Genomic DNA, 13,796 nt, shown 5'->3' with positions numbered 1-13,796 from the left:
CATCGCCACATACAAGAAAGCCCGATGCGACCGCGAATCGCATCGGGCTTCGCCATATCACCCGTGAGGGGAGTGATTAAGTCGCATCGAGCGAAATGACTTCGCTGGCCGGCGCATCAAATGAAGGCGGCCGATCGTTCGGCGATGCGCCGAATTGCATATTGGGCTTGTCGGACATCTGAAACTCCAGCGTACCGCCCGCCGCAAGTTCGGCATGGCTGATCCAGCTGCGCGTCCACGGTTTGCCGTTCCACGTCACGGATTGGATATAGGGACGCGCCGGCCCGTTGTCGATCGTGCGAATGATCAACTTGCGGTCGTTCGCAAGCGACACTTCCGCATGATCGAGGAGCGGGCTGCCGAACACATAATTCGTGCTGACTGGATCGACGGAATACAAACCCAGCGCGCTCATCACGTACCACGCGCTCATCTGGCCGCAATCTTCATTACCCGCCAGGCCATCGGGATCCGGCGGATACATCGTTTCCGTCAACATGCGCACGCGTGCCTGCGTTTTGTAATGCGCACCGGTGTACGCATACAGGTAAGCGACGTGATGGCTCGGTTCGTTGCCGTGTGCATATTGGCCGACCATGCCGGCGATATCCGGCGGTGCATCCGGCGGGAGTTTCGAGCTGGTGGTGAACAGCTCATCCAGTTTGCGTTCGAAAACGTCCTGCCCACCGAACATACTCATGTAAGCATACAAATCATGCTGATTGAGAAAGGTGGCTTCCCATGAATTGGATTCGGTGAAATCGCGCCACTGGCTGGAATGACCCATGCCATGCGGATCGAACGGCTCCAGCCATTGACCGTCCGAGCCACGCGGCCGCATGAAATTCATCTTCTTATCGAACACGTTGCGATAATTGCGTGAGCGACGGCGCAAGGCTTCGGCGTCATCTTTCGCGCCGGCCGCTGCTGCCATGTGCGAGACGGCCCAATCGTCATACGCATATTCAAGCGTCTTGCTGACGGCTTCGCCTTCCTTGTCGCTGGGGATGTAACCCATCTTGCGGTAGTAGGGCAGGCCGCGATAATCGTCGTCCATCGCGCGCTTGCGATAGATCGGCCACGCTTTGGCGTAATCGATGCCGGTGAAGCCTTTGGCTTGCGCTTCGGCGATCAGCACGGCGGAGTGGTAGCCGATCATGCAACCGGTTTCCACACCTTGCAGCGGCCACACCGGCGGACCATCCGGACTTTCTTCCGCCATGCGCACCAGGCAGTTGACGAAATCGGGCACGCGATCAGCCTGATACAACGTGAGCAGCGGCGCCTGTGCGCGGTAGATATCCCACAGCGAATACGTGCTGTAGTTGTTTTGACCCTGCGGCAGCTGGTGGATCTTCAAATCCATCCCGCGATAGCGGCCATCCGCATCGCTGAAAAGCGTCGGCGCCAACATCGTGTGATAGAGCGAAGTGTAAAACACGCGCAGATCGCGTTTGGACGATGTTTGCACGCGAATGCGGCTGAGTTCGCGCTCCCACGTATCGGCGGCCGTTTGTTGGAGTCCGTCGAAATCCCAGCCGGGAATATCGGCGTCGAGATTGCGCATGGCGCCGTCGATATCTACGCCGGAAATGCCTACCTTCACCATTACCGGTGATTTTGCGACATCGTCGATATGCAGCGCCGCTTTCAGATGCGTGCCCTTTACCTCGCCGGTACCACTAGGTGCTGCCACATCTTCCGAATAGAGCGTGGCTTGCGAGAACGGTCGCGACACCTTCATCGCGAAATAGATGTAACGCCCATCCGCCCACTGATGCACGCGCCGAGTACCGACCAGGGTGTCGTTGCCGACCACGCGCAACTCGGCATCGGTGACTTTGCACGGGACTTTGTAGTCGTCATGGAAACCGTGCGCGAAATCGACCAGCAGATGTCCGTTACCTTCACCGTGGAAGGTATAACGATGCAGACCCGCGCGCAGACCAGCGGTGAGTTCCGCGCGAATGTTGTGATCGGTCAGATGCACGCTGTAATAACCAGGCCGCGCATGTTCAGACGCGCGGTCGTAACGAGAGCGATAGCCCTTGCCCGGATGCGCGTGATTGTTCACCGTCAATTGCGGCCCAGAGCCTGCTGCGCCATCGAACTGCGAGTGATAGTTCGCATCCGGCAAACCGCGCTCGCCCGGTTGCAACAGCACAGGTCCCTGCGCGGGCATCACCAGCACATCGAGCATGTCCGCCGCACCCGTGCCGCTGAGATGCGTGTGCGAGAAACCCATGATCGAACCATCGGCCTGGTGATAACCCGACGACGCATCCCAACCGGCATCATTCGTATCGGGACTCAACTGCACCATGCCGAACGGCATCGACGCACCCGGATACGTGTGGCCATGTCCGCCGGTACCAATAAAGACGTCGACGTATTGCGATACGCCATGCGATTGCATCGCCGCAGCAAGAGCGCGCTTCTTCGTTCCGACGGTCTCGCCCAATTCGGCAGCGACGCCGGGCAACGCGGTACTCAACAATGCAACTGCACCCATGCCTTGCAGAAACTGACGGCGTGACACCATGCGGGCTCTCCCGAATTACAAATTTGTCGTTGGACGAAGCAGAAGCGCTAACGACAAATCACCGGGACAGGCGTTCCACCCCGATCACCCGCAAAGCGCACTCAACCGCTGTGACGAATCGGGCGTTCCCCCATCCGCCAGCCATACGACTGTAAACGAAAAATTTGTCTCGATCCAAATTTTTCTGCGTCAGCCGTAACTAACTAATAGACATGCATTTTTATGAAAATGCGCTGCGCCGCAGCAAGTGCGCAATTTTGTGCGAAATTGTCCGTGTTGCGTAACTGTGTCGCTTTTTCCGTAATCGTGTCGTAACTACTTAACCCTGCCGCCAAACGGAAGGGTCGCGTCTCCTCTGTCCTGCAAGGAATTACGAACCGGCAGCAATTGTCGATGAACTGATAGCCAAGCAAGCAGGAACGGTGACCGGACGTCGCTCACTTGAGTGATTTAACCCATTCCATTGCGTCGTCTGCGGCTCTACGCAAAAGGTGAGCCAGCGGGCAAATGTCTTCTGGATCCCGATCGCCGAGAAGTCTTTCAGCGATCTTTTGATGTACTGAGTCGAGCTTGCGCGCTTGTTCGGATATCTGCGCAGCACGCACTTGTCGCGTTCGCTGCCGGTACGAATGACCAGCCCTAATGTTTTTCTAGCTTTGCCACCTGCCGGATATGCATCTTTACTAGATCAATTGCTCCACGGTCGCGGTCATCCAGTGCTTTACCATAGAGAGCTAGATCACATCTTAAGGGAAGCGTGAACTCTTGGTCGTCGGAGGAAGACGTGCGGATATAGACCCTTTCGGGTCACTCGATTGATGGAAGGTAGTCGGCTAACGCAGTGGCACCTTCTGCGATGTCAGATCAGGACCGGCATTCACGGGCGCGCGCAGGATGATTCATCTGAATGATGTCTAGCATGTACTCATCAGGAGCAATCTCAGAGCGGCGGGTGCTGAGTACACGCCGCATACAAGTCGCAAGACGCTATTTACGCTATAGCCTTTCAAAGAAAGACTAAGGTGAAGAACGAGCACAATTATTGGCCAGATTTTTAATGCTCGTTACATTGTCGCCACACGTACGGTGGCGCCCGTTGGCTTTAAGGCACTTTTCACGCCGTCTGTTTGCGATGGCTCGGTCACAACTAGCACGACGATGCCTTTAAGTGCATCGGCTTTCGCAGTTTTGGAAAGTTCAGTGATGAAGGCAGTGGTTTGTTGCACATCAGGACCACCAAGTATGAGCATGCCGCCAGGCATCAGGATTGGGCCGATACTATGATCGATGGAATCCAATTCATTTTTTCGGCGATCTGTTGCACCTACGCCGTCACCCCTAGGGATGACGTAAATGTAAGGATGTTGACTGACTCCATCAGCGTGCCGCTTGCCTTGCTCAGCCAGATAGTTACCCCAAGTACTTTCATCGGCAGCAGCGGTTGGTCGTGCGGGGGCTGCCGTTGTGGAGGGCGAGGATGGTACATCAGACTTGCCGGAACTACCGGGCGCCTGGTGGCCACATCCGCTTAAAACTAGGCCAAGCAAGCACGCGCCTATCCACGCTCCTGTGCGACTCATGCGTATCCCTCTCCTGTATGTGTGCGCAACCAGACACTTTTTAGCCTTCGGAAGAAGGCGCAGGGCACTCCCTACCAGAGGCACGATAATGTAATCCCTTGGGGGGGTCTTCCGTCTAGGGGAATTTGGGTAACATGCTGGCGATCTGTGATTTCGTCAACAAATGACGGATAGCAGTGTTCTATAGTGCAGAAGCTTGGGGAAGACCCTGCTGTGGGGTAAGTCGCGTATAAACGAGCTGGTCAATTCCGATGAATTGATTCAAAGGGACGTGCGTATGGAATCGCAGGATAAGCGCGTAGTTGTCGCGGACAGGGCTGATTCGAGCGTTCTCGGGCTCGAAAAAAAATCCCGCTATCTTCGGGAATATTCGTGTTGTGGGACACGCTGGCTGCAATGGGCGGCAATGTTGCTCTTTTTCCTGAGCATCGCTCACGCGAGCACACCATCGGCGCCCGACAACACCTATGTTTATGACGGTAACGGCCGTCTTGTGGCTGTCACTCGTGCGGATGGCACTAGCGCACAGTACGTGTATGACGCGATGGGCAACCTGGTGCAAGTCACCACGGTGCCAGCAAGCCAGCTCACAATATTCGGCTTCGACCCGGTGCACGGGGCAGTAGGCGCCAGCGTAACGATTTATGGGCAGGGATTCAGTGCGACGGCAGTCAACGATGCCGTGACGTTCAATGGCACCGCGGCAACAGTCACATCGGCCACCGCCAATCAATTGGTTGTCTCGGTGCCCACCGGCGCGACGACTGGATTGATCAGCGTCACGACGGGTGGCAATACCACTAACAGTTCGTCATCGTTTGTGGTCGATGGCACAGGCATTCCGCCGACCATCATCCAGGCGACACCGGCGGTTGTTTCGACGGGCGGCACGGTCACTGTTACCGGAGCGCAGTTGGATCCGGTGGCGGGTCAAACATCGGTGCAGATGGGTGGCCGCGATATTTCTCCGTCGTCCGTCACCGCCAGCCAAATCCAGTTCACTGTACCGTCGACTGCCAACAGCGGGTTCGTGACGGCAGAGACGGCTTACGGCCAAGCCGTGAGCCCTGTGCCAATCTTCGTATTGCCCAGCAGTATCAGTGCGGCCAATTTGGTCAGCAGTGGCGTGGGTCAGCTCAACGGGGCTCCGGTCAATCTCAATATTGGATCCGCCGGGCAAGATGGCGCCGTCGTATTCAGCGTCACCTCGAACAATTGGATAAGTTTGCAGCTCAGCAGCATTACCACTACGGCCAGCTCCATCAGCTACACGATTTACGGACCGAGTAATGCGGTGATTCAGCAGGGGTCCGTTTCGACGACGTCGCCCAGCATTCACTTGCCGTATTTGGCGATTGGCACATACATGGCGATATTCCAGCCCAATACAGCCGGGGCGGAGCTATCGGTAGGTGTTGAAGCTAACGCGACGGTGTCAGCTGCCGCACCGCTTAGCGTCGCGGCAGCGTTCCCATGGGAAAGCAAGCGCTTGGTGTTCCAGGCGACGCAGGGCCAGAATCTGGAATTGACGTTGAATAACGTCAACGTGCCGGGAGCGACGTACAACCAGTTTTACGTCACTGTCTACAACGCTGCCGGAAGTTCGCTTGCTGGTTTCTATTGCTATCAAAGCAATCCTGGTAGCAGTTGCATGCAGCATCTGTGGTACCTGCCAGCAGGTACTTACAACTTGGTCGTATCGCCGACGTACGGTGGCACGTTGCAATTCAACACTCTGATACAGCCGGATATTGCAGGGCCGCTGATTGCTAAGAACGGCAGTGCGAATCTCGTTCTTACTGCCGGTGAGGTCGAGCGCTTTACGTTCAACGCGAATCAGGGCGATACAGTAGCGCTCCAGGCTTCGAGTGTGACGACCACGCCGACTGGTCAGAGCGTGTATTTCTACGTATACCGCCCGGATGCTGGTGCGATTACGTCGAGCACGCCGGTTTATACGAGCTTCAGTTCGAGTGGAGCGCAGCTCGTCAATTTGTCCAATCTGCCGGTGACGGGAACCTATACCGTCATTGCTGTACCCAATTACGGATTGCCGGCCAGTGCACAACTCAGCTACGTCGCTGGCGTAACCGGGTCCCTCACGGCGAATGGCGCATCGCAAAGCTATAGCGGCAATGCGGGTGGCGAGGCGGTGTACCTGTCGTTCAACGCAACGCAGGGCCAAAATCTTGAGTTGACGTTGAACAACATCAGCATCACAGGTACCGGTACGTACGTGTACGTAAATGTTTACAACGCCAGCAATTCCAATATCGCCAGTTACTACTGTTACCAGTCCAATCCAGGTGCAAGTTGCTCCAAGTCGCTGTGGAACTTGCCAGCGGGTGCGTATCAAGTAGTGGTTTCGCCGGCGGTCGCCACCGATGTCATGCACTTCAGCACATTGCTGGAATCGGATACAGCCGGCGGAGCGCTTACTGCCGGCACGCCGGCGGCGATCAATCTGGCTGCCGGTCAAGCGGAACGCTTCACCTTCAGTGGCACTCTCGGTACGACAGTGGCGCTGCAACTGTCGGGTGTTTCGACGACACCTGCAGGCCAGTATGTGTACATCAACGTGTATCGTCCGGACGCCGGACAGATCTCTACCAGCAATTACTACACGTATACATACTCCGGCAGCGGTCCGGCCACGCTGAATTTGTCAAACTTGCCAGCGAGTGGCACGTATACAGTGGTGGCTTACACCAGTTACGGTTTGCCCGCGACGGCGGCATTGACACTAGCCAATGGCGATACCGGTACGTTGACGGCCAACGGTGCATCGCAGAGCTACACAGCGAGCGTATCTGGCCAGAATGTGTATATGTCGTTCACCGCCACACAAGGCCAAAACCTTGAGCTGACGATGAACAACATCAGCATCACGGGCGGTGGTTCGTATTACAACGTCAATGTCTACAACGCCACTGGCGGCAATGTCGGCAGTAGCAATTGCTACGCCTCCTATCCGGGCGCGAGCTGTACCTTGTCGCTATGGAATCTAGCGGCCGGCGCGTATTCGATCGTCGCTTCGCCCGTGAACAGCACCGATACCATTCATTTCAACACACTGCTCGAAACCGATGTGGTCGGCGGCGCGCTGACAGCGAATACGGCCGCCACCGTCAATCTGGCGGCAGGGCAGGCGGAGCGCTTCACGTTCAGCGGTAGCGTGGGCGGTACCGTAGGGTTGGAGCTCACGGGTGTGACGACCACACCAGCAGGGCAGTATGTGTACATCAAGGTGTATCGACCCGACGCAGGTCAGATCACCACGAGCGACTACTACACGTACACGTCGACTACCGGTGGTCCGACGACGTTGAATCTATCGAACCTGCCTGTAAGTGGTACGTATACGGTAGTCGCGTACACCGGCTACGGGTTGCCCGCGACGGCAAGCTTGACGCTCGCCAGCGGCGACACCGGAACATTGACGGCTAATGGCGCATCGCAAAGTTACTCCGCCAATGAAGCCGGCGAGAATGCGTATCTGTCGTTCACCGCCACACAAGGCCAAAACCTTGAGCTGACGATGAACAACATCAGCATCACGGGAACGGGCACGTATTACAGCGTCAATGTCTACAACGCGACTGGTGGCAATGTCACCTACCAGACCTGTTACATAAGCAATCCAGGGACGAGCTGTACGCTGTCGTTGTGGAATTTGCCCGCGGGTACATATTCGGTCGTTGCGACGCCCGAAAATCCCGGCGATGAGATCCATTTCAGCGCCTTGCTCGAATCGGATGTCGCCGGAGGGGCGCTTACCGTTGGCACCGCGGCATCTGTCAATTTGGCGGCGGGCCAGGCAGAACGCTTCACCTTTAGCGGCACACTGGGTGGCACGGTTGCACTGCAATTGAATGGTGTAACCACGACACCGACCGGGCAATACGTGTACATCAAGGTGTATCGACCCGACGTGGGTCAGATCACCACGAGCGATTACTACACGTACACCTACACGGGCAGCGGTCCGGCGACATTGAATCTGTCGAACCTACCCGCCAGCGGCACCTACACGGTGGTGGCGTATACGGCGTATGGATTGCCTGCGACCGGAACACTGACATTGTTCAACGGTGACACGGGCACCTTGCCGACGACCGGCACATCGCAGGCATTCGTGGCCAATACGGCTGGCGAAAATGCCTATATGTCGTTCACCGCCACGCAAGGTCAGAACCTTGAGTTGACGATGAACAACATCGTCATCGCGGGTACGGGTACGTATTACTCCGTGAACGTTTCCAACGGCACAGGCAATAGCGTCGGCAGCCAAACGTGCTACACATCCAACCCCGGCACGAGTTGCACGCTTTCGCTCTGGAATCTACCGGCGGGTACATATTCGGTCGTGGTCAGTCCGGAATATGGCGGCGACAAACTGAGCTTCAGTGCGATTCTTGAGCCTGACCTCGTCGGCCCGGCATTGACGACGGGCACGCCGGCGAATATCACCCTGGGTGCGGGCCAGACGGAGCGCGTGACATTCACGGGCACCGTGGGCGGATCGGTGTCGTTGCAACTTTCCGGAGTGACGACCACCCCTGCCGGCCAGTACGTATACGTCAAGGTGTATCGACCGGACGTGGGTCAGATCACCACGGGTAACTATTACACCTACACGTACAGCACGGGCAGCACAGCGACACTTAATCTGACCAACCTGCCTGCAGCCGGTACATATACGGCGGTGATCTACAACAACTACGGATTGCCGGCCACGGCGAGCGTGACAGAGCTTTCGAGCGTTGCCGGTGCGCCGCCGACGTACGGAACGGCGACCTTGCCCGTCAATGGCGCCTCGCAAAGCGAACAATCTGCGGCCGCGGGCCAGAATGTCACCATGACGTTCAACGCAACCCAAGGTCAAAACCTCGAACTCACGTTGAATAACGTGACAGTAACGGGAGGCACGTATTTCAGTGTCGCGGTCACCAACGCCAGTGGTACCGCTGTCGGCAGTTTCACGTGCTACCCGACTAATCCGGGGGCAAGCTGTACCAGCTCGCTATGGAATCTGATTGCAGGCACCTACACCGTGGTTGCGACGGCGAACAGCGGCGTAACGCTGAAATTCAATGCGCTGCTTGAATCGGATATTTCGGGTGGAGCACTGACTGCCGGTACACCCGCGAATATCAATTTGGCCGCGGGCCAGGTAGAGCGCTTTACGTTCAATGGCACGCTGGGCGGCACAGTGGCGTTGCAGCTTAATAGTGTGACCACTACACCGACCGGTCAGTACATGTACGTCACGGTATATCGACCAGACGCGGGTTCGATCACCGGCAGCAATTACTATACGTACACCTACACCGGTAGCGGGCCGGCGACGTTGAATTTGCCGAACCTGCCGGTAAGCGGCACGTACACCGTCATTGCGTATGATCTTTACGGCTTACCCGCCACTGGAACGCTCACGCTCGCAAATGGCAGCACAGGCACGCAGCCGACCAACGGCACGTCGGAAAGTTATGCGGCGAACGAAACCGGCCAGAACGTCTATATGTCGTTCACTGCCACGCAAGGGCAAAACCTGGAGCTGACGCTGAACAACGCCAGTGTGACCGGCGGCACTTACAACCAGTTCTATGTCGAGGTTTACAGCGCGTCCGGCAACAACGTCGTCAACTTCTACTGCAACGCATCGAACCCAGGGACAAGCTGTACACAATCACTCTGGAATTTGGCCGCAGGCACTTACACGGTGACAGCGGTCCCCAACTACGGTGGCGTCATCAAGTTCAGCGCGCTGCTTGAGCCGGATGTATCGGGCGGTGCGCTCACAGCCGGTACGGCGGCGAACATCAATCTCGCAGCGGGTCAGGCGGAACGCTTCACTTTCAGTGGCTCCGTCGGCGGCACGGTGGCTTTGCAATTGAACGCGGTGACGACCACGCCGACCGGCCAGTCCGTATACGTCAACGTGTATCGACCTGATGGCGGGCTGATTACAACCAGCGACTACTACACATACACCTCTACCGGCAGTGGGCCGGCGACGTTGAATCTGTCGAACTTGCCTGCAAGCGGCACGTACACCGTCGTTGCATACACCAGTTACGGCATACCGGCGACGGGGACGTTGACGCTAGCCACTGGCGCCACCGGTACGCAAGCGGTCAACGGCACATCGCAGAGCTTCGCCGCGACGGAGGCCGATCAGAACGTGTATCTGTCGTTCAGCGCCACGCAAGGCCAGAACGTGGAGCTGACGTTGAACAACGCCAGCGTAACCGGCGGCACCTACAACCAGTTTTATGTGGAGGTCTATGCTGCCTCCGGCGGCAACGTCGTCAATTTCTACTGCAATGCGTCCAACCCGGGTGCAGACTGTACGCAGTCGCTGTGGAATTTGGCCGCAGGTAAATACACCGTCATTGCGGTACCGATCTACGGCGGCGTAATCAAGTTCAATGCGTTGGTCGAATCGGATGTGTCGGGCGGCGCGTTGACGGCAGGTACTGCGGCAAATATCAATCTTGCGGCAGGCCAGGCGGAACGCTTCACCTTCAGCGGCACGGCCGGCGGCACGCTGGCGTTGCAGCTGACGGGCGTCACTACGACGCCTGCGGGGCAGAACGTGTACATCAATGTTTATCGCCCCGATGTCGGGCTGATGAACAGCAGCAACTACTACACGTATACCTATACCGGTACGGGCCCGGCGACGTTGAACCTGACGAATCTTCCGGTAAGCGGCACGTATACGGTGGTCGCTTATACCTCGTACGGATTACCGGCGACGGGAACGTTGACACTGGCGACTGGCAATATCGGCACGTTGACCGTCAATGGCACGGCGCAAAGTTACACCGCGACCGAAGCCGGTCAAAACATCTACATGTCGTTTACCGCCACGCAGGGTCAGAACCTTGAGCTGACGTTGAACAACACCAACGTGACGGGTGCGACGTATAACCAGTTCTACGTCCAGATCTACAACGCCGCAGGTGGCAACGTCGCCAATTTCTGGTGTTATGCCTCCAACCCGAACGGAACCTGCAATCAATCGCTATGGAATTTGGCGGCGGGCAAATACACGGTCATCGCTGAACCGAACTATGGTGGCGTTATCCAACTCACTGCACTACTGGACGCGGATGCATCCGGTGGTGCACTGACTGCGGGGACGCCGGTGAACGTCGATCTCGCGATAGGTCAGCCGAAACGCTTCACCTTCAGCGGTACCGTTGGCGGGACCGTAGCGTTGCAGCTAAATGGTGTGACGACCACACCGACGGGTCAGTATGTATATGTCGATGTCTATCGACCTGACGCAGGTTTAATCACCACCAGCAACTACTACACGTATGCATACTCAGGCAGTGGCCCGGCAACATTGAATCTGTCGAACTTGCCAGTGAGCGGCACTTATACTGTGGTGGTATATGCCAGCTACGATTTCCCGGCCACGGCAACGCTGACGTTGGCGAGCGGCGATACAGGCACGTTGGCAGCCAACGGTACATCTCAAAGCTATACCGCCAACGAGACTGGCGAGGACGTATACATGTCGTTCACGGCAACACAAGGCCAGAACCTCGAGCTGGCGATGAACAACATCGTCATCGCGGGTACGGGTTCGTATTTCAGTGTGAATGTCTACAACGCTGCGGGAGGCAGCGTCGGAAATACATACTGCTATACATCCAACGGTCCGAGCTGCGCACTGTCGCTATGGAATCTTCCCGCCGGAAATTATTCGATAGTGATCAGCCCGGAATTGGCGGGCGACAAGCTGAGCTTCAATGCCATGCTCAATCCGGATATCGTCGGCGGCGCGTTAGTGGAAGGGACCCCCACGTCGTTCACGCTGGCAGCGGGCCAGGTGGAACGCCTGACCTTTAACGGTACGCTAGGCGCAAACGCGACATTGCAGCTGACGGGTGCGACGACCCCGAGCGGCACGAACGTGTATGTGAACATCTATCGACCGGATACCGGCTTGATCACCACCAGCGGGTATTACAGCTACACCTATTCCTCGGGCAGTCCGGCTGCGTTTACGTTGTATAACTTGCCGGCGACCGGCACGTACACGGCCGTGGTGTACAACAGCTATGGACTGCCCATGACTGGCCAGATCACTTGGCAATGATCAACGGTTGAGGTGCGCAAGGATCGGTCCATGCGCACCTCAATGCTTTATCGCACTACTGCTTGGAAGCGCTATTGTTCGGCGCAGACGATTCGCTCAATGACAAGGCTTTTAGGAACGCGATGATCTGCAAACGCTCACGTACAGTCAGCGACAGCTGTTGCCCACTCGACAAGCCGCGCCAGTAAATTTCCTGATCGACGGCATCTTCCAGCGTGGCCACGCTTCCATCATGCATATAGGGCCCTGTATCGGCCACGTAACGCAGCGAGGGGGTACGGAACAAGCCGATGTCGGTGGGCTGATGTGTCACGACAAAACGGCCTAACGATGCAACATTGGCGTGCGTGCCAATCTCGCGGCCCACATCAGCGACATCGATATGCTCGATTGACAGGCGGCGCAAAAGATCGGGCAATTGCGCAGCGACGTTCTGCAGGCCCGTACCTGTCGAATGGAAGCCGTTATCGCTGAAACGTGCGGGTGTTCCTTTAAGTTTGTGGCACTGTACGCATCCGGCTTTGCCGGTAAACAGATCCATGCCTTGCAGTGCATCTTGCGAAAGCAAATGCGTGTCGTGAGTGGCCTGATAACGATCGAACGGCGTCTGTGGTTTGGGTAACGAGCGTACGTAGATAGCCAGTGCAGTGCCCAGCTGCTGACGTGTCGGGCTGTCCGAATCCGAAGTACCGAAGGCAGCCGCAAAGGCTTTGCGATAGCTTGGCGTTTGTAGACGTTCCGTCAGTGCGTGGTCGTCCGGCAGCGCCAGTTCCACCGGATGTAAAAAGGGGTCCAGCACGGCGTCCTCCAGGCGTTCTCGTCGGCCCTCCCAGAACAGCGGCTCGCCGTCGCTCAACGCCAGCAGGCTTGGAGTGTTGCGCGTGCCCGTCAGCCCGAAGGCGCCCTTCGATACCGTGCGTCCGTCGCTATAAGCGTGGTCGGGCTGATGACAGCTTGAACAAGACGTTTTTCCATCCGCGCTTAGGGATGGGTCGAAAAACAGCTGCCGCCCGAGTGCCAGCTGAGCGGACGCGCTTGGCGTGGCATGCCGGAATACGAGGGCGCCGCCGGCGACCGCCACGCCCAGTATGCCGACCGCGCAGGCCCAGGCGAGTGTCCGGTCAGTCATCGGAAAGCCCTCGTCCGCACCCGCATAAACGGCCGTTCTGCAATACAAATCGCATTTTGTCCTACCCCCTCAATCCATACTCGACAAACACTTGCAGGTATACCGGTTTACCGAAAGAATAGCCTCTGTGGCGGTACTGTTAGCACGGAGGCGCTACACATTCGTGCATTGCTTCACGCTATAGGGACGAGTCATGAGGAAGCGCGTTTGTCGGTACAGGTCGTGCGGGAGCACGGCAGGCACGCATAGCCATTTTTTGCATCGGCGCACATCGCGCGCCGTGCTGACGCAATGTCCCTTTTTTTCCTGTTTGCTTCTGTATCCAAGTACAGGGGATAGCTGCACATTGCGCAAGACATAACACCGGAAATTCGTCGCTTCGACACGGCAAGCGATGTAAGTGAGTGTGGGTCCAGATGTAAGTCGCAG

At 57.0% G+C, this 13,796-nt stretch carries 4 protein-coding genes; 1 reads left to right on the top strand and 3 read right to left on the bottom strand.

Going from position 1 to position 13,796, the window contains the following annotated elements; translation table 11 throughout:
- Nucleotides 1-76: 76 nt before the first annotated feature.
- Entirely contained in the window at nucleotides 77-2,542 is a 2,466-nt protein-coding gene (locus tag EKH79_RS12565; protein WP_126674166.1) for a GH92 family glycosyl hydrolase, read from the bottom strand.
- A gap of 1,064 nt (nucleotides 2,543-3,606) precedes the next feature.
- On the bottom strand, nucleotides 3,607-4,122 hold the full coding sequence (locus EKH79_RS18945) for a hypothetical protein (protein WP_199754290.1): 516 nt from the start codon (nucleotides 4,120-4,122) through the stop codon (nucleotides 3,607-3,609).
- Nucleotides 4,123-4,528: 406 nt separating this feature from the next.
- Here EKH79_RS18945 and EKH79_RS12555 point away from each other — a divergent pair, with 406 nt between their 5' ends.
- Nucleotides 4,529-12,238 carry an IPT/TIG domain-containing protein gene (locus EKH79_RS12555; RefSeq protein ID WP_158621247.1) on the top strand — a complete coding sequence of 2,570 codons (7,710 nt, stop codon included), beginning with the start codon at nucleotides 4,529-4,531 and terminating at the stop codon, nucleotides 12,236-12,238.
- A gap of 55 nt (nucleotides 12,239-12,293) precedes the next feature.
- Here the strand turns inward: EKH79_RS12555 and EKH79_RS12550 are convergent, their stop codons facing one another.
- The gene (locus tag EKH79_RS12550; RefSeq protein ID WP_126674164.1) at nucleotides 12,294-13,367 is read right to left on the bottom strand and encodes a cytochrome-c peroxidase; all 1,074 of its coding nucleotides are present in this window, start codon (nucleotides 13,365-13,367) and stop codon (nucleotides 12,294-12,296) included.
- Nucleotides 13,368-13,796 lie beyond the last annotated feature (429 nt).

Source organism: Dyella dinghuensis, from assembly GCF_003977615.1.
Taxonomy (GTDB): Bacteria; Pseudomonadota; Gammaproteobacteria; order Xanthomonadales; family Rhodanobacteraceae; genus Dyella_B; species Dyella_B dinghuensis.
Note: the sequence above shows the minus strand (reverse complement) of the source record. Positions and strands in the feature narration are given on the sequence as shown.